17 protein-coding genes are annotated in these 17353 nt (G+C 39.0%); 9 read left to right on the plus strand and 8 right to left on the minus strand.

From position 1 onward, the window contains the following. The 5 genes from MKX55_RS05395 to MKX55_RS05415 are packed head-to-tail and all read left to right on the plus strand — an operon-like array spanning nucleotide 1 to nucleotide 4421. A complete protein-coding gene (locus tag MKX55_RS05395; protein ID WP_339236657.1) occupies nucleotides 1-1206 on the plus strand; it encodes an Nramp family divalent metal transporter in 1206 nt (401 codons plus the stop codon). 14 nt (nucleotides 1207-1220) lie between these two features. After that, nucleotides 1221-1964 carry a 5-oxoprolinase subunit PxpB gene (gene pxpB / locus MKX55_RS05400; protein ID WP_339236659.1) on the plus strand — a complete coding sequence of 248 codons (744 nt, stop codon included), beginning with the start codon at nucleotides 1221-1223 and terminating at the stop codon, nucleotides 1962-1964. Further along, on the plus strand, nucleotides 1942-2712 hold the full coding sequence (locus MKX55_RS05405) for a 5-oxoprolinase subunit PxpA (RefSeq protein WP_339236662.1): 771 nt from the start codon (nucleotides 1942-1944) through the stop codon (nucleotides 2710-2712). Before pxpB ends, MKX55_RS05405 begins: the two co-directional genes overlap by 23 nt. After that, a complete protein-coding gene (locus MKX55_RS05410; protein WP_339183020.1) occupies nucleotides 2702-3700 on the plus strand; it encodes a biotin-dependent carboxyltransferase family protein in 999 nt (332 codons plus the stop codon). The genes MKX55_RS05405 and MKX55_RS05410 overlap by 11 nt, the downstream gene beginning before the upstream one ends. Then, nucleotides 3672-4421, plus strand: a complete 750-nt coding sequence (locus MKX55_RS05415) for a putative hydro-lyase (RefSeq protein WP_339236664.1) — start codon at nucleotides 3672-3674, stop codon at nucleotides 4419-4421. Before MKX55_RS05410 ends, MKX55_RS05415 begins: the two co-directional genes overlap by 29 nt. A gap of 79 nt (nucleotides 4422-4500) precedes the next feature. On the opposite strand, the gene MKX55_RS05420 is transcribed toward MKX55_RS05415, so the two are convergent. From MKX55_RS05420 to MKX55_RS05440, 5 genes are all read right to left on the minus strand, one after another. Beyond that, complete coding sequence (locus MKX55_RS05420) at nucleotides 4501-5046, minus strand: hypothetical protein (RefSeq protein ID WP_339236667.1); 546 nt, start codon at nucleotides 5044-5046, stop codon at nucleotides 4501-4503. 24 nt (nucleotides 5047-5070) lie between these two features. Further along, nucleotides 5071-5601: a hypothetical protein gene (locus tag MKX55_RS05425; protein ID WP_339236669.1), complete on the minus strand. Its 531-nt coding sequence runs from the start codon at nucleotides 5599-5601 to the stop codon at nucleotides 5071-5073. A gap of 91 nt (nucleotides 5602-5692) precedes the next feature. Then, a complete protein-coding gene (locus tag MKX55_RS05430) occupies nucleotides 5693-6388 on the minus strand; it encodes an LrgB family protein (protein WP_339236671.1) in 696 nt (231 codons plus the stop codon). Then, a complete protein-coding gene (locus MKX55_RS05435) occupies nucleotides 6381-6734 on the minus strand; it encodes a CidA/LrgA family holin-like protein (protein WP_339183029.1) in 354 nt (117 codons plus the stop codon). Before MKX55_RS05435 ends, MKX55_RS05430 begins: the two co-directional genes overlap by 8 nt. A gap of 293 nt (nucleotides 6735-7027) precedes the next feature. Then, complete coding sequence (locus MKX55_RS05440) at nucleotides 7028-10330, minus strand: YhgE/Pip domain-containing protein (protein WP_339236674.1); 3303 nt, start codon at nucleotides 10328-10330, stop codon at nucleotides 7028-7030. Nucleotides 10331-10663: 333 nt separating this feature from the next. Here MKX55_RS05440 and MKX55_RS05445 point away from each other — a divergent pair, with 333 nt between their 5' ends. Beyond that, nucleotides 10664-11260: a TetR family transcriptional regulator gene (locus MKX55_RS05445; protein WP_339183033.1), complete on the plus strand. Its 597-nt coding sequence runs from the start codon at nucleotides 10664-10666 to the stop codon at nucleotides 11258-11260. 72 nt (nucleotides 11261-11332) lie between these two features. On the opposite strand, the gene mqo is transcribed toward MKX55_RS05445, so the two are convergent. Together mqo and MKX55_RS05455 are read right to left on the minus strand one after the other, a co-directional pair. Continuing rightward, nucleotides 11333-12841, minus strand: a complete 1509-nt coding sequence (gene mqo, locus MKX55_RS05450; protein ID WP_339238430.1) for a malate dehydrogenase (quinone) — start codon at nucleotides 12839-12841, stop codon at nucleotides 11333-11335. Nucleotides 12842-13110: 269 nt separating this feature from the next. Next, nucleotides 13111-13974 (minus strand): arginine deiminase family protein, encoded by an 864-nt coding sequence (locus MKX55_RS05455; RefSeq protein ID WP_339236676.1) that lies wholly within the window; start codon nucleotides 13972-13974, stop codon nucleotides 13111-13113. A gap of 514 nt (nucleotides 13975-14488) precedes the next feature. Between MKX55_RS05455 and MKX55_RS05460 the strand changes: the two genes are divergently transcribed. Further along, nucleotides 14489-15514 carry a hypothetical protein gene (locus MKX55_RS05460; RefSeq protein WP_339236678.1) on the plus strand — a complete coding sequence of 342 codons (1026 nt, stop codon included), beginning with the start codon at nucleotides 14489-14491 and terminating at the stop codon, nucleotides 15512-15514. Nucleotides 15515-15567: 53 nt separating this feature from the next. Here MKX55_RS05460 and MKX55_RS05465 read toward each other — a convergent pair whose 3' ends face one another. Continuing rightward, nucleotides 15568-15759 (minus strand): hypothetical protein, encoded by a 192-nt coding sequence (locus MKX55_RS05465; RefSeq protein ID WP_339183038.1) that lies wholly within the window; start codon nucleotides 15757-15759, stop codon nucleotides 15568-15570. Between the two features lie 274 nt (nucleotides 15760-16033). Between MKX55_RS05465 and MKX55_RS05470 the strand changes: the two genes are divergently transcribed. Both MKX55_RS05470 and MKX55_RS05475 read left to right on the plus strand, forming a co-directional pair. Beyond that, entirely contained in the window at nucleotides 16034-16846 is an 813-nt protein-coding gene (locus MKX55_RS05470; protein ID WP_339236681.1) for a DUF368 domain-containing protein, read from the plus strand. Between the two features lie 22 nt (nucleotides 16847-16868). Then, a complete protein-coding gene (locus tag MKX55_RS05475) occupies nucleotides 16869-17189 on the plus strand; it encodes a thioredoxin family protein (RefSeq protein ID WP_339236683.1) in 321 nt (106 codons plus the stop codon). Nucleotides 17190-17353: the final 164 nt, after the last annotated feature.

Raw genomic sequence — 17353 nt, forward strand, 5'->3', positions numbered from 1 at the left:
ATGAAAAAGATTTTATTAAGGTTAAAAAATGTCGGACCCGGCGCTATTGTAGCTGCTGCTATTATCGGGCCGGGAACGATAACAACTGCCAGTCAGGTTGGTGCCCAATTCGGTTTTATCTTGATCTGGTCTTTGCTGTTCTCTGTTATTGCTACCATGGTCTTACAGGAAATGGCTACCCGGTTAGGAATTGTTACAAGAAAAGATTTGGGTACAGCCTTTAGGGAACAGTTTGAAAATCCTTTATTAAGAATGTTGACAATCATACTAGTTGTTGCCGCTATTGGAGTCGGCAACGCAGCTTATGAGACAGGCAATATCGTCGGCGGTGCTATCGGTCTGACGACTTTAACGGGTTTTCCTATCCAGACATGGGGTGTAATTATCGGTATTTCAGCCGGAGTCCTGCTCTGGTTTGGCACATACAAAATACTTGAAAAAGTTTTCGTTGTATTAATTGGTTTAATGGTACTCAGTTTTTTAATTACGGCAATTGTGGTTAAACCTGATTTATCGGCTATTTTCGAAGGCGCATTTATACCGGCAATTCCGGATGGCTCCATTATCCTTGTGATCTCTCTAATCGGTACAACGATTGTTCCGTATACGCTTTTTTTGCAGTCAGCAACGGTTCAGGAGCGGTGGAAGGATAAAAGCGGGATAGGTGAAAGCCGGTTTGACATTGTTACATCATTGATTGTGGTTGGTATTGTTACGGCCTCGATTGTTATCACTGCCGCAATGGCTTTCCCGCTTGGAACAATCATTGATAACCCAGCTGAAATGGCTATTCAATTAGAGCCGCTGCTTGGTTCTTGGGCAAAATATGTATTTTCGATTGGTATTTTTGCTGCGGGTATAACTTCAACGATGACGGCGCCACTAGGAGCCGCTTATGCTATTACAGGTGTTTTTGGCTGGGACAGGAATTTAAAATCCATGAAATTCAGAGCCGTTTGGATGGTTATTATTTTAATAGGAGTGATTTTTTCAGGATTGGGATACAGCCCGATTGAGATTATTGTGTTTTCCCAATATGCAAATGGCTTAATTTTACCTGTTATCGTTCTGTTTTTGCTGTTTGTCATGAACAACCGCCGGATGCTGGGCGAGAACGTCAACAAGCTATGGATAAACATTGCAGGCTGGGTTGTGTTTGCCATTACAGTACTTTTGGCTTTATTATCATTTAATATAATAGGTTAGCTGGAGGAATCGCTATGCAAAATATTATCTTTCAGCCATTAGGAGATACAGGGGTACGAGTACAGTTTTGCGAACAGGTTTCCTCTGGACTAAATAAAAAGATCAGGAGCTTTTGCCTTCTGCTAAAAAAAGAGCGTATCAAAGGGGTCATAGAATGGGTTCCCGCCTATGATTGCGTTTCTGTTTATTATTTGCCAGACCAGATTACGTATCATGCTGTCTGTGAAAAATTATCCGGTTTATCCAGTTATGCATCACAGGATAAAGCGGAGCAGTGGAATCGGATATTTATTCCAACTTTATATGACGGAGAAACAGGTTCTGATTTGGAACATGTCGCCCGCTCTAATCAATTAACGAAAGAAGAAGTAATCGAGATTCATTCAGGTACAGATTATCTTATTTATATGATGGGATTTCTGCCGGGCTTTCCTTATATGGGCGGACTGTCTAAATCTATTTGCACACCGCGGCTGGAAAGCCCGAGATTACATGTTCCGGCAGGGTCGGTAGGAATTGCCGGGGAGCAAACAGTGATATACTCATTGCAGTCTCCAGGCGGTGCAAATATTATAGGACGTACACCTGTCACCTTATTTGATCCTTCCCAGGAGAATCCATTTTTATTTCAGGCAGGAGATAAAATCCGCTTTGTTTCGATTACGGAAGAAGAGTATGAAGCAATAGAACAAGCGGTAAAGAACGGCAGCTATAAAGTAAGAAAGGAAGTGTTCGATGATGAAACAAAGAAGCATTGATTTAAACAGTGACTTGGGGGAGAGTTTTGGAGCTTATACGATAGGTCTTGATAACGAAATTTTGGAGGTAGTCACCTCTGCAAACATTGCTTGCGGCTTTCATGCCGGAGATTATAATGTTATGGGGAAAACCGTTAAAATGGCTAAAGAAAAGCAGGTAGGAATTGGAGCCCATCCAGGCTTGCCGGATCTGATTGGTTTTGGCAGAAGGGCGATTCAAGTGGACCCCGATGAAGTTTTTCATTTAACAGCTTACCAAATTGGTGCTTTAAAGGCGTTTTGTAACATTTATGAGGTGCCTATGCAGCATGTGAAACCGCATGGAGCCTTGTTCAATATGGCAGCGAAAGACCGGGAGATTGCTGAAGCAATTGCGAAGGCGACAGCTCAAGTAGATGAAGAATTAATTCTTTTCGGGTCGTCAGGAAGTGAATTGATTCGTGCGGGGAAAAAATACGGATTAAAAACAGCTTCGGAAGTATTTGCTGACAGAACGTATCAATCGGATGGTTCGTTGACAGCCCGTACAGAAAAAAATGCAATGATTACAGAGGTCGAAAAAGCAATTGAACAAGTACGCAGCATGGTTTTTGAAGGGAAAGTCACCTCCGTTGATGGAGAAGAAGTTCAGGTGGAAGCCGACACCATTTGTGTTCATGGAGATGGACAGCACGCCCTTCTGTTTGCAAAGGAATTGCGGCAGCGTTTGGAACAAGAAGGGATTCGGATGAAACGTGTTGGAGAATAAAGTGGAGCAGCGGCCGCTTTTTAAAGTGGTGAAACCAGGACTGTTAACCACGATCCAAGACTTGGGAAGAACCGGCTTTCAAAAATACGGCGTTGTTGTCTCTGGAGCAATGGATCCATTCGCTTTGCAGACAGCCAATCTCTTAGTTGGAAACAGAAGAGATGAGGCCTGTCTGGAAATAACCATGATGGGCCCGGAGCTGGTTGTATTATCGGAAGCAACGATAGCTATTTGTGGCGCAGATTTAAGTCCTATGATAAATGGTAAAGCAGCACCGATGTGGAAATCAATCCAGCTTAAAAAGGATGATTATGTGACATTTGGTGCTCCTCAATCGGGGATACGGACTTATTTATCTGTCTCGGGCGGGTTTGACTCACCAGTAGTTATGGGCAGTAAATCGACTTATCAAAAAGCTGGAATTGGGAAGCACGTTGAAAAGGAAGATACGATTTTCGGTTATGCGGTGAATGGAAAAGCGGGAGTTGGATTAATGCATACGGAAATTCCCAGATATCGTAAGGAAGTAGAGCTTCGTGTCGTGAAAGGCCCGCATACGGAGCGATTTACAAAGGAAGGAATAGATAACTTTTTCAATAACGTACATCTCGTTAGTCCGCAGGCAGACCGGATGGGGTATCGGCTCCAATCAAAGGCTATTGCTCATAAAAATGGAGCAGATATTTGGTCGGATGCCATTCCGTTTGGAGGTGTGCAAGTGCCGGTGAATGGCCAGCCAATCATATTGATGGCCGACCGGCAAACGACTGGCGGATATACGAGAATTGCTACAGTTATTTCTGTTGACCTTCCGAAAGTAGCTCAGCTTGTCCCGGGCGGTAAAATTCGTTTCCGGGAGGTAGATGTCGAAGAAGCACAAGAACTTTATAGAGAAAGAGAGCGGTTTTTACTCCAAATAAAATATTTTTGCAGAGGTGATTGCAGTGTTAAAGGAAAGGATGACTATTCGAAAAGGAGAGTGGACTAAACCCACAGCAGGGCTGGCTCCGTCTCATGTGCAGGCGAACCTTGTCATTGTCCCAAAGAAGCATGCGTATGACTTTCTCTTATTTTGTATGCGAAATCCGAAGTCGTGCCCATTAATTGAAGTGACGGATGCAGGCTCCTATACACCTGTAAGCTCTGCACCAGACGCAGATATTAGAACGGATACTCCGAGATATCGGATTTTTAGACGCGGGAAGCTGGCAGATGAAGTAACAGATATTACAGAAGAATGGCGTGAGGATTTTATCAGCTTTTTGATTGGATGCAGCTTTACTTTTGAAAATGCTTTAATAGCGGCTGGAATTCCTTTGAGGCATATAGAAAACAAACAAAATGTTACGATGTATGAAACCAATGTGCCCTGTTATGGGGCAGGGGCCTTTCAAGGGAATATGGTGGTTTCCATGCGTCCGATCCGGGCCGATCATGTGCCTGCTGCTGTTCAAGTCACATCGGCCTTCCCAACGATGCATGGGGCGCCGGTACAGGTTGGTTATCCAGAGAAGCTGGGAATCAAAAACCTGCTGGCTCCTGAATATGGTGATTCTGTAGAAATAAAGGAAGATGAAATTCCGGTGTTTTGGGCATGTGGCGTAACACCCCAGCTTGTAGCTCTTCAAGCAAAAATTGAAATAATGATTACGCATGCTCCAGGCCATATGTTTATTACAGATTTGCTGGATTCTGAAATAGGAAGATGAGTTTGTAGCACGATTGAAGGTACCAAAAAAGCGCCTAATCACTTTAAAGATTACGGCGCTTTGAATCATTTTGCTGGATTCATTGAACATATCTCTCATCAAAATATTCAATATCATCAATGTACCATTTATTATCTATTTTCATCATCGTAATATTGTCGTACAGCTCGTATTTGGAATCCTGTTCAGGAATATCTGATGGCAAGGTGATACGAATCTCTGTGCCTACAATTTTATCGTCCTGAGTCAGCCAGGATGATACGCCTTCTCTTCTGGAAGCTTCAATTTGAGAATAGCGGAATCCGTCACCCGTATTTGTTAGAAAAAAAGTGATATTTTCAGGAGTTTCTTCATAATTCGGATTTCCTTCCATGCTGTTTCGGATTTGATAGTCAACTTTTCTGGAAAAATCACCAGAAAAATATTCGCCCAGCTGATCGTCAACTGTTTCGATGACCTCTTCCGGATCATCTGAATCAATAATAAGGTCGCCGTGATTTAATTCATGAATAAAGTCTTCCAGTACGTCCAGGCTTCCCACTTCTGCCTTGTCATGAGGATCAACGCAGCCGGATAATATAATAAAGATACATAAATATAGCACAGACCCAAAAATATTTCGCAAAGCGTTCCTTCCTTTCTGCCTTTCTTATCTGCCCTTTCCTAATCTTTCTAATTCTTCTCCATTTGAGTCATACTCGGTAATCCAATAGACATGATATTTATCCATTAACGTATCTAAACTCTCTGCAAGTTCCTTATTTTTATCAGCAATTGGCATGCTGTTTTCATTGAATTTCTCCAAAGCAATTTCTGTTTCTGATTCCGTACTGTCAGGGTTTAACTCATCAGCAAGCTCTTGGAATAATGCTAATAAATAAGACTCTCTGTCTAATAGTAATTCGTTTAAATCATTAACAGCACGATATTCCAAATCTGTCTGCTCTAGATAGTCAACACTTTTTGTTAAAACAGGCAATATATCGTTTTCGATAATAAGTAACATTTCTTCGGCATCCTCTGTCCAATTAAGGGAGGAGTATGTAGAACTATCTATTTCCCAATTTTCCATCCAATGATTATAATAGGAAATCAGTTCATCGCCTTTTTGACTTTTATTAAAACAGCCGGAAAGAAGCAGTATGCCAGCCAATCCAACGAATAGCCAAATCCTTTTCAATAAAGCCGCCTCCTTGCATCGCTAAGTAATAACAGTGCAATACTCCAATAAGATACAGCATTTCTTTTATGTACAAAAATAACGAATGCTTTCATGATGTAATAAATAATAATAAGAATATCGGAACAAGAAAAGAAACAACCACAGCACTGAGTGTCATGGATAAAGCGCTGATGGCGCCTTCCATTTCGCTGTCCTCTAATACCTTTGCCGTCCCTATCGCATGAGAAGCCGTTCCAATACTGAGTCCTTTAGCGATGGGATGCTCAATCCGGCAAATTTTTAAAATAACAGGTCCAAACATTGCTCCGCTGACACCAGCTAGCATAACGAATACAGCGATTAGGGAGACATTCCCGCCTGCTGTGTCCGTAATACTGATCGCAATAGGAGCAGTCACAGATTTGGCTGCTACAGTCTGAATCATCCAGTCGTCAAAACCTAGTAGCTTTGCTCCTGCTATTCCGGTGAAAACACCAGTCAGAGAACCGGCAAATACGCCGATACCTATCGCTCCTGCATATTTTTTGATTAAATGAATCTCCCTGTACAAAGGAACAGCGAGAGAAACAACGATAGGGCCGAGAAAAATATCGATCCACTGACCGCCGATCATATAGGTTTCATAAGAGATGCCTGTTAAGGATAAGAAAATGACTATACTTGCCGTACACAGGAAAATGGGCATGGTGAACGGTGTTGGTTTTCTTCGATAGATTCTCTTGGATAATCGATACAGGATAAACGTTCCTGTAATCACCGTTATCCCAATAAAGAGGTTAGTCATAGGATTTCACCTCTTTTTTTAAGATGAGATTTGTTACGATTCCGCTGACGCCGATAACAATGAAGGTACTCACAATAACCAATAGAATGGACAAGCTGCCCTTTCCATAAAAAAAGGATAGGTATTGGATAATTCCAATGGTAACCGGGATAAAGAAAAATGGGATATCTTTTAAAAGAAAATCAACGCCTGCCTGCATCCATGTCAATGGAATGACTTTGAAAAACAACAGGCTGAAAAGCAGCAGCATCCCAATAAGGCTGCCGGGAATACTCAGGGAGAAGAAGCCTTGAATAAGCTGGCCAATAAAATTAAAAAGAAATAAGATACCTATTTGTAAAATCATTATGAAATACTTCACCATAAACCTCCGTTGTTATTCTCCATTTTGAACAGCCTTTAAAAATAAAAGATACTAATCATTTTATCAGAAAACGTGTCATTCGTTAAAGGGCGTTTTGAAGGCATATTTACTTTCTTGTAAATCTTTATAATCTGGAATGCGAATCGTTGATGAATAAGATTTTTTATTGCCTGTCCCTTTTAAATAGAAAAAGTAGGATTGCATAAAAAAACAGCCCGGCAAAGCGCTGGCCGGACTGTTTGTAATCTTATTATTATTAAATGATCATCATTTTGTTAATCAATCATATTACTTTTCTTGCTCTTAAGATAGGCTTTATGAACACGCGGTGCAATCCATGGCCGGAAAGTGTATCCTAGAAGAATAAAGATAGCCGGGAAAATCGCCAGTATAAGGAATCGGTTGTAAACAACAGACCATACAATACCGCCGGTCGCTTCTCTTAGAATATCAATAGCATACGTGAACGGCAGGAATGGGTGAATAGCCTGGAAAAATTCCGGCGCTACTTGGATTGGGAACATTCCGCCGCCGCCTGATAATTGCAGAATCATAAAGATGATCGCAATCGCCTTTCCGACGTTTCCAAATAAGGAAACTAACGTGTATACGATAATCATAAACGCTAACGCAATCAAGACGCTAAAGAGTGTAAAGTAAACAGGGTGTGCCATATAAGCATCGAGTATAAAGATATTGCCGAGTGAAACAATGACAGCCTGTAAAACAGCTACAATCAAGAACAAGGTCATTCGGCCAAGATAGATATCTCTTAAGCTGAATTCTTCTCTATTTTTATCTTTTAGATCCGTTGTAATCAAATTACAAAGCAGTAATGCACCAACCCATATTGCCAGAACGGTATAAAATGGTGTGTTGGCAGAGCCATAGTTTGGAATAGGGAAGAGTTTTTCTTCATCCAGCTGTACCGGACGGGAGAAATATTCTGTTTCATCGCTTAAATCATTCTGCAATGCAGCAATTAATTCCTCGATAATTTGATCGTCTTCCATCTGTTTTATCCGGTCGTAGGCATTTTGGATATCTTCTTTGTATCCTGGCCAATCATCTCGGATAAAATCAGCCATTTCCCCAATAGCTTCCTGCGCTTCCGGTAAATTATCCTGCACAAGGGAATTTAAATTCTCATATTGCGCAATTAAATCATCCATATCGTTTGTAACAAAGCCGGCTAAATTATTTATTTCATCCTCTAAATGCGGCATATCATTCTGGAAAAAGCCGCTTGCCATATTCACCCCATTTTTAAATTCAGGGAAGTGTTGATTTACGGTGTCAGAGACATCGCTGAATTGTTCTTCATAATATGGTAAATTCTCATTTAAAAGGTTTAAATAATACTGTGAATCATTGACGACCGTTGCTGCTTCCGATAAATAATCAGAAGCTAAATCGGTATATTCCAATGCGGCGTTTAATTTAGAATCTGCATCATTTAACCTATTTTCTAGCGTAGTGAAAGCATTATTCACAAATGGTTCTAATGTGTCCTCGTTAAAGGTTTGTAACGTATTCAAATCATTTATGGCATTATCCTTCACGTCTTCCAACTGGCTAAGGTCTAAATTGCCGTTTTCCAGAAAATCAATGATATTATTTAAATTAGAATCGCCGCTTTCAAGAGCCTCTTGAATGTTATCCAATTCCTCTTTATTCTCCGGAGTTTCTAATAAAGCAAGTGAGTTCTCCGTGCTTGTAATAGAGGATTGAAGCCCCTCGATACTGTCCTGAATCGCTTGAAGCTGCTCTTCTGCATATTCTGCCCGGTCAGGATTTTCCTTCATGGCAATCAATTCAGGCAGTTGCTGTATATTGCTTTTAGCAAGGTCTATATTTTGATCCAATACATTGGAAATTTCATCAAAAGCCTGCATCGTATCGTCATGAAGTTCATTAATGACTTGGTCGATTTCTTCATCACGCGCTTGAGTTTCCGGTGTATCTTCGGATTGCTCTGTTTCTTCCGCAGCATTATCATTATTTTCTTCGCTTTCTTGTTCTGTGTTTTCTTCCGTGTCATTGCTGCTTTCTTCGTTATCCTCTTCGGTACCTTCTTCGGCATTATCACTATTCTCATCGGTTTCTTCGTTCTCTTCATTTTGTGAGGTATCTGGAACAAATTCCGCATTTGCTAAATCTTCTTTGACCTCGTCGAAAGAGGACTGGTAATTAGCTATTGCCTCATTTAACGTATTGATATCCTCTTCCGTAAAATTATCTGCTTCTATTTGAGCAAGCTTATCCTCTAATTCAGCAGAAAGGTCATTCCCTTGCTCTATTGTCCCATCAGCAGCGCTGCTTAATTTATCTAAGGATTCATTTGACTCCAGGCTGTCCGAATTACGAAGCTCATCCAGCATTTCTTCCAGGCTGCCTTGAGAATCATTGACTGAATCCTTAATGTTATTTACAAAATCAGGTGTTACGGGTTCTTCTGTATCAAAATCAAAGGAAGGCAGTCCATTGATAATTTCCTCTGCTTCATTAATCCGGCTGTTGACAAGCTCTGATACTTCATCGGTTACTTGTTCTGCTTCTTCTAACGTATCCTGTGCATTATCAACCTGATTTTGATAGTCCTGAATTTGATTATTGATTTCAGGAATACGTTCTTGTACATCTGCTAATGTATCGCCGGCAGTAATACTTGCTGCATAAGCATCCTCCAGCCCCTGGTTAATCGCAGGGAAGTATTGCTGAATAGAGCTGATTCGAGTTAAGGCATTTTCGATATCAGGCATGGATTGATTTAATTCAACTACAGCATTTCCCAGCCTGTTGATATCATCCAGATGGGACTGGGCAGTCAGAATCTGGTCTCCGCCTTCCCGAATGTTTGACTCATACTCCTGTAAACTGTCTAATGTATCTGCATAGTTCTGAATCGTATCTTGATCTTCGTCTAACTGAACAATAAGGTCGCCTGCTTCATCAATATCATCAATGTGATCATGAAGATTATAAACAGCATCTCTTATTTTTTGCATGGTAGGCAGATTTTCTTCGAGCTCAATCCCAGCATTATTAAATTCTTCCAGTAATGTTTTTGCTGTTGTCTGCACAAATTCATCATTAATGGTTTCTGTGATTTGTGTAGCTCCGGTGCTGGTCATTTTGGGCGCAATGGCATTGACCTTTTCATTCACTTTATATTGGACGATGGCGCTCCTTGGTTCTTCATTAAGTATACTGGCTACATCCTCCGAAAAGCTTTCAGGAATATGAATAGTGGCGAAGTATTCTCCTGTATACACCTTTTCATCTGCTTCTTCAATAGAATCATCGAATTGCCAGCCTAACGAATCATTTTCCTTTAAGTTTTCTATCAGTTCGTCTCCCATATTAATGGAGCGGTCTTCCACTTCTGTCCCGGCATCGTCACTGACTACGCCGATTTTAATTCCTTCTGTATTGGAGTAAGGATCCCAGGATGCTTTTATATTAAACCAAGCATAAAAAGAAGGGAGGATGGCTAACCCAATAATCAAAATAAGAACGGAAGGAACCCGAATGATGTTTTTCATATCTTGTTTTGTAATTTTAAAAGCTTTTTTCAAAAAAATTCTCCTCTTTTCTAAGTCGGGTAAATAAAAAATTATAAAAGTGTTATTATTTCAGAATCAACGCTAACATCTATAGTTGATATAAAAGAATAAATATGTTGTCTTCCTCTAGCGGCTGAACATAACAAATTCAATGTAGTTTCTCGCCTATAGATTTTGGTTAAGTGTCTTATTTTATGCTTTATACATACAGATTGAAGTATCCAATGGCTGCCAGAATCGGTACTTTTGATTTTTTAATGTTCATCTTTTACTAGAAGTATGGTATCATAAATATAAATGAATGACAATCAGTCAGTTTTAAAAATTTTAAAAGGGGGCATAGAGATGGCTAGAATATCAAATAAAAAAGAGCTTATTTTAGAGAGTGCCTATCAGATTTTTAAAGAAAAAGGATTAGAAGATACACGTGTCTCCCAGATTGTGAAAGAAGCCGGGATTGCTCAAGGTACATTTTATTTATACTATAACAGCAAAATGGATGTTCTCCCGGATTTAGCACAGCAAATCATCTCCAATTATACGCAATACCTTACTGAGCATGGAGATATAGAAGCTGGGCTGGATGCTAATTTACGTTTGGCAATAGACCGTATTTTTGAAGTAAACCAAGAAGATAGAACTATTCCTTCGATTGTTTACGCAGGGATTACCAGAAGCGGGGATATCGATAAGTGGAGAGTCATTTATCGTCCATTATATGATCTGATTGCTGACTATCTGAAGGCTGCAAAAGCGAATGGAGAAATCCGGGAAGACATCCACCCCGACTATTATAGTGAATTTGTGATATCGTTGATTGAATCTACAGCCAGGGGCCTGATTTTATTTCAGCATTCCCCGGAGGAAGTGGAAAAGTATAAAGAAGAATTATCGTCCTTTATATTGAATGCTGTCTCCTGGACTCCAGTAAAAGTAATTTAAATTAAAAAGACTTCAATTCTAGTATTTTTTATAGAATTGAAGTCTTTTTATTAATCATTCGTATTAATCTTCTTAGCTTAATAATACTTCCTTTTCTGCTTCTAATTGCAATGCGTCATTCATTTCCTTGTTTAAATCAGCAAATAAATCAGGGTGATCGGATAATGAAACACCGTACGATGGAATCATTTCCTTGATTTTCGGCTCCCATTTTGTGAAATGATGCGGGAAGCAGCGTTGAAGCACATCAAGCATGACGTCAACAGAGACAGATGCTCCAGGGGAAGCGCCGAGTAAAGCCGCAATCGAACCATCTTCTGCAGTGATTACTTCGGTCCCGAATTGAAGGGTCCCTTTTCCGCCTGTATCCGTATCCTTAATAACCTGTACCCGCTGACCAGCAACTACAATATCCCATTCTCCACTCTTGGCATTAGGAATGAATTCACGTAAGTCTTCCATTCTTTTTTCATCTGACAGGAGCACCTGCTGAATAAGATATTTTGTCAGGGCCATTTCTTTCGCTCCGGCTGCCAGCATAGTGGTTAAATTATTTGGCTTGATAGATCCGAATAAATCCAAGTTTGAACCGGTTTTTAAAAACTTCGGTGAAAATCCAGCGAAAGGACCAAATAATAAGGAGCGTTTTCCGTTAATAAATCGAGTATCTAAATGCGGGACAGACATTGGCGGTGCACCGACTTTTGCTTTTCCATAAACCTTCGCGTGATGCTGTTCAACAACTTCCGGATTATTACAAACCATAAATAATCCGCTCACCGGGAATCCGCCAATATGCTTTGATTCCGGGATATTTGTTTTCTGTAATAAAGGCAGGCTGCCGCCTCCAGCACCAATAAATACAAATCGTGCTTTATGATAAGAAACTTTGCCGTTGAATAGATTCTTAACTTTCACTTTCCATAATTGATCTTTCGTACGTGTAATCGATTCTACCTCATGCTTAAAGTAGAGCCGTGTTCCACCTTGTTCCTCCAGCTGATCAAACAGTTTTCGTGTTAAGCTTCCAAAGTTAATATCTGTACCTGACTCAATTTTGGAAGCGGCAATAGCCTCATTATCATTACGTCCATCCATCATAAGCGGGATCCATTCTTTTAATTTTTCTTCATCATCCGTAATCTCCATGCCTTCAAATAATGGATTATCCTTTAGAGCTTCTACACGTTTCTTTAGAAATTTCACATTTTTTTCGCCTTCTACAAAGCTTAAATGCGGCACGTTTTGAATAAAATCATCAGGGTTTTCTAATATACCTTGTTTCACCAGGTAAGACCAATATTGTTTCGAAAGTTGAAATTGTTCATTTATTTTTATTGCTTTCGTAATATCAAGCGTGCCATCTGCCTGTTCCGGTGTATAGTTCATTTCGCATAGAGCCGAGTGTCCTGTGCCGGCATTATTCCATGCATCCGAACTTTCCCGGGCAGTCTGGTCAAGTTTTTCAAAAACATTAATCTGCCATTCCGGTTGCAGTGTTTTTAATAAGGAGCCAATCGTGGCACTCATGATTCCACCACCGATTAAAATGACATCTGTTTGATTCGTATCTTTCCTCATCATCGTCACAAACCTTCCTAAACTAAAATTCTTGCATGTATACTCTTACAAAATAGAATTCTCTAAAAATAACGGTCCAGCTGTTATTTAAATAAACAGTTACCCATATTAATCTATTATACTCCTTTTTGATAAAAGAAAAAAGATGTTTCACGTAATCGAATGATTATAAGGGCGAATGAAGGGGGGAAGAGGTCCTGCTGATACAGGAGGGAGATGGATGCAAAAAAACTGCGAAAGCTGATCTATTTTGCATCAGCGCCCGCAGTTTAAGATGACTTCTTCCGATAAAGGGGAAGCGTACAGCACCGGAAGGAGCCTCCGGATTTAATTATTTCAGAAAAAGGAACTTCTATAATATGGTAACCAAACTCTTTCAATAGATAATTTACCCGTTTATTTTCAGGAAGGCTGATTACCTTTTTATCTCCAATAGACAGGATGTTTGGCGCCATACTGAATTGCTCTTCTTTAGTTACTTCGATTAATGTATAATGTTCGTTCAGCTTTTGATAGGCAGCTTCACTCATCCCATCCCGGTAAATTAATGCGTACCCGTCCTCCAGGATATTAAATACACAATCCAAATGAAGAATATCCTCTTGCAGTGGCACAGCAGTAATCTCCAGATGAGGGAATTGCTCACAGAGATAATCGATTGCAGCCTGATTTGTACGCTGGCTTAAGCCAATCCAAATATGATTGCTGTCAAGAATCACATCTCCGCCCTCTATACTTGTATTGGAAAAAGAAGTATAGTCCAGCTGTTCGTCACGCAGCCACTTTTTTAAAAGAATGGTTTCTTCCTTGCGAATATCCCGGTCCATATTAGCCGCGAATAATGTATCATGAAGTGTAAAACCAATGTCCCGGGTAAAAACTTGTTCATTTAAATTTGGTTTTGCCAGGAGGGAGATGACTTCGACATCGTTATCCTCCAGCGTTTTTACAAAGAAATCATGTTGTTGGGTAGCTTTTCTTATATCAATATTCTCGTTTGCATAATAAGCCTGTGTTTCATTAATAACCGTTGTAATTTTCATATAATCTGGCGGGACAACGATGACTTGCTGTAATGGGTCAAATTCATTTTGACAGTGAATGATATATTTTTCATTTTCCTTATTATCCATATAGACTGTGCCCCCAATTTTTCCTTTAGGTAACTTGTTTCCGTAAATTTATTATATGTATTAAATGATGATGATGCAACGAACTTGGTAGGACGAGTAATTGCAGCAATGTTGTCAGGTTAATGATTTTTATAAAATTTATATTTGATACAAGTAGGTAGCCATAAGACTAACTAGCGTAGTGTTTTTCCGTAGCGGTCGATTAACCTGACAACATTGGTAGTCCCAGTCCCATACCAACATCAATGCTTAAAAACAAAATTGGTCATTCATAACATTATCCGCGGCTTAACTAGCAGTAAAAACTCCATTGATATAGTTCAAGAATCTTTAAGAGACCATACCTTTAAGCAGATATCCTTAGGATACTAACTTTTAAGCTGATGAGACAGAAATAAAGTTAGACGGAATAAAATATCGCTTTATCTTATTATGGCGCAGATTGCTAAAAAAATCCATCTATCGTATGTTATGATGAAAATGATAAATTTGTATTGAGAAAGGGGAATGGATAGTGAAAAAAATAAGTTATCTGTTGTTTATTATGCTTTTATTCCTATTTATCAGTGCATGCGGCAATGGTGAAGATGAGGATGTGCAAGGGGAAACACAAGAAGAAAATGAAGAGGCAGAACAAACCGAAGAAGTGGAAAATGAACAGACGGCAGGCGGGATACCTGAAGATGAAGAATTATACGATGTGTTGACAGCAAATTTAGAAGCTTTTAACGAAAAGGATATAGACGCGTATATGGAGGGAATTCATCCGGAATCTCCGGATTTTGAAACGTCCAGAGAGCAGATAGAAAGTTTAGAGGGCTTAGATATAGAATCGGATATTATCGAAATGTCTGTGGAAGATAAAGATGATGCTTCCGCCAGTGTCTATATTGAGCAAGATACTTATTTTCATGACGGTATGGGCGAAAATAATCGCTTAGAAGCTACACATATTCTGGAAAGAGACGGCGATGATTGGAAGATATATAGAACAGTTCCAATTAATGTGACTGCGATTGATGAAAACGGAGAAGAGATAGAATCGTCAGAAGCAGCAGGACTTCCTGAAGAATCAGAAGTGGAATCCATGGATGATTTGGAAGGGGAATATACGGACCTTATCAAAGATTTAGATTTAAGCGCTATAGATGAGGAAGTATCTATCTATTCATATGATGAAAATATTAATTATGGCATATTGACATTTGCTTTTCCAGAAGATTATGATAAACAATTAACCGTTGAAGTAATGGTTGATGAAGCTACACCTGATACAATAGAAAGTTATGCAGCTAATGTGGAGGCCGGTTATGAATTAGAAGATTCTGAAACAAAGATTTTGGAACAGGATGATAGCCAAGTCATTTATTTTGTTTCTTTACCTGAAGATATAGAAGGATATTCAGAACATGTGCAGCTGGGCAGAGCGTATGTAGATGATAATAACTTGCATGTTGTGCAATATAACAAATTTGGTACACATGAGATGGATGATGATGAAATAGATACATGGGTGGACGCTTTGAAGGAAGTTGAATAAGGGAACAATATGAAAATCTCCTCGTCACGAAAATGGATAACGGGGAGATTTTTCTAGATTTCCTTCTTTTTCTTTTTAGAGGCTTTTTCATTGGGAATGTACTTCGAAAAGTGTACGGCAAAGATAAGACATACTAAGGCTAGCCCCCATGCAACTACTCCGCTCCAATACAGCTGCAATTTAGCCCCAATGTAGATAATAAGAATACTTACTAAAAAAAGAATTAATGTTAAATACCGTTTCATCTTCCTTCCCCCTAAAAACTGAACACAACGATATATATGATGATTATTATATAGTTTTTCTTTATCTATTTTAATCTATACAAACAGTATAAAGGATATGTCAACTATCGTCATGATAAAAGCCTTTTTAATATATGGATAACCTCTTATTTCTGTAAATAATATTTGTACAATTTGTAAATTAATCAATAAAACCTTTTCTAAAGTATATTTTTCTGACCACTTTTGATAAAATAATCTGGTAATGAAGAAATATGAAGGAGAGCAAGCATAAATGGAATGGAAAAATTTATATCGTGGTTTTATTATGGGATCGATTGAAGTTGTTCCTGGTATAAGTGGAGGGACCATCGCCGTGCTGTTAGGGATCTATGAACAGTTAATTGCAGCAATAGGCGGTTTTTTTAGTAAGGATTGGAAGAAACATTTTGTTTTTTTAGCACCTTTAGGGGTCGGGATGGTCATAGCTATTTTTTCATTTGCGAAAGTGATTGGCTGGCTGTTTGATCATTATCCGGTACAGACACAATTTTTCTTTTTAGGATTGGTAATAGGTGTTATTCCATATTTATATCAAAAAGCAGAAGGAAAAACAAAATTTCAAACGAAAGAGTACCTTTTATTGATTATTGGGATTATTATTGTAAGCACATTAGGAATTTTAAATCCAAATGAAGGACATATTATCCAGGATATGAATACAAGCACTTATGTATTATTATTTGTTGCTGGTTTTATCGGGAGCAGTGTGATGATTATTCCTGGTATCAGTGGATCGATGATGATGTTGCTATTAGGTGTTTATCCAACCATTATTGCAGCAATTAATCATTTTCAATTCTCTATTCTGATTGTAACCGGGACAGGAATTGCACTTGGATTTATTATCATGAGTAAAGTTATTGCTTACTTTTTAAAAAATTATTTTACAGCCACCTATGCCATTATTATTGGCTTTGTTATTGGAGCAATCACAGTCGTATTCCCGGGTATACCTGCAGGTGCGGGAAGTATCATTGTATCTGTGCTTTTATTTATAGGCGGATTGATTGCAGCATTGGGATTAGGAAGATTAGAATATAAATAACATAAGGATAGGAGAGATAATCATGCAGGCAATTAAAACAGAAGCAGCATTTCAAGAAGTGATTCAAAGTGAAAAACCTGTTATTATTAAATTTTTTGCAGACTGGTGCCCAGATTGCAAGCGTATGGATATGTTTATCGGGGAAGTCATGGAAGAATTCAGCAGCTATGACTGGTATGAAGTAAACAGTGATGAAGTGTCCGGATTAGCTGAAAAATATGAAGTAATGGGTATTCCAAGCATCCTTTTATTCCAAAATGGTGAGAAAATAGCACATCAGCATAGTGCATATACGAAAACGCCAGATTCTGTTACAGATTTCTTAAAACAACATCTAAGCTAGAGGGCATTGTCAGCAAGCTTAATCTATGCTTATAATAAACTGTTTCCCAAAAGGATTGAACGAATAGACAATTCTGCTTTAATGAAGCAGAGTGATTTACGAAGGTAATTATTCATTCAGCTGTTTGGGGACAGTTTTTTTGTATAATTAATTCCTTATGCTTT

This window comes from Oceanobacillus sp. FSL W7-1281, assembly GCF_037969835.1.
Classification (GTDB): domain Bacteria; phylum Bacillota; class Bacilli; order Bacillales; family Amphibacillaceae; genus Oceanobacillus; species Oceanobacillus oncorhynchi.

Excerpts from the sequence above, each read along its gene's own strand:
- pxpB (WP_339236659.1), top strand. The coding sequence starts at position 1,221 with ATGCAAAATATTATCTTTCAGCCATTAGGAGATACAGGGGTACGAGTA.
- MKX55_RS05455 (WP_339236676.1), bottom strand. The coding sequence starts at position 13,974 with ATGGATAATAAGGAAAATGAAAAATATATCATTCACTGTCAAAATGAA.
- MKX55_RS05395 (WP_339236657.1), top strand. The coding sequence starts at position 1 with ATGAAAAAGATTTTATTAAGGTTAAAAAATGTCGGACCCGGCGCTATT.
- mqo (WP_339238430.1), bottom strand. The coding sequence starts at position 12,841 with ATGAGGAAAGATACGAATCAAACAGATGTCATTTTAATCGGTGGTGGA.
- MKX55_RS05405 (WP_339236662.1), top strand. The coding sequence starts at position 1,942 with ATGATGAAACAAAGAAGCATTGATTTAAACAGTGACTTGGGGGAGAGT.
- MKX55_RS05465 (WP_339183038.1), bottom strand. The coding sequence starts at position 15,759 with ATGAAACGGTATTTAACATTAATTCTTTTTTTAGTAAGTATTCTTATT.
- MKX55_RS05430 (WP_339236671.1), bottom strand. The coding sequence starts at position 6,388 with ATGACTAACCTCTTTATTGGGATAACGGTGATTACAGGAACGTTTATC.
- MKX55_RS05475 (WP_339236683.1), top strand. The coding sequence starts at position 16,869 with ATGCAGGCAATTAAAACAGAAGCAGCATTTCAAGAAGTGATTCAAAGT.
- MKX55_RS05415 (WP_339236664.1), top strand. The coding sequence starts at position 3,672 with ATGACTATTCGAAAAGGAGAGTGGACTAAACCCACAGCAGGGCTGGCT.
- MKX55_RS05470 (WP_339236681.1), top strand. The coding sequence starts at position 16,034 with ATGGAATGGAAAAATTTATATCGTGGTTTTATTATGGGATCGATTGAA.
- MKX55_RS05445 (WP_339183033.1), top strand. The coding sequence starts at position 10,664 with ATGGCTAGAATATCAAATAAAAAAGAGCTTATTTTAGAGAGTGCCTAT.
- MKX55_RS05435 (WP_339183029.1), bottom strand. The coding sequence starts at position 6,734 with ATGATTTTACAAATAGGTATCTTATTTCTTTTTAATTTTATTGGCCAG.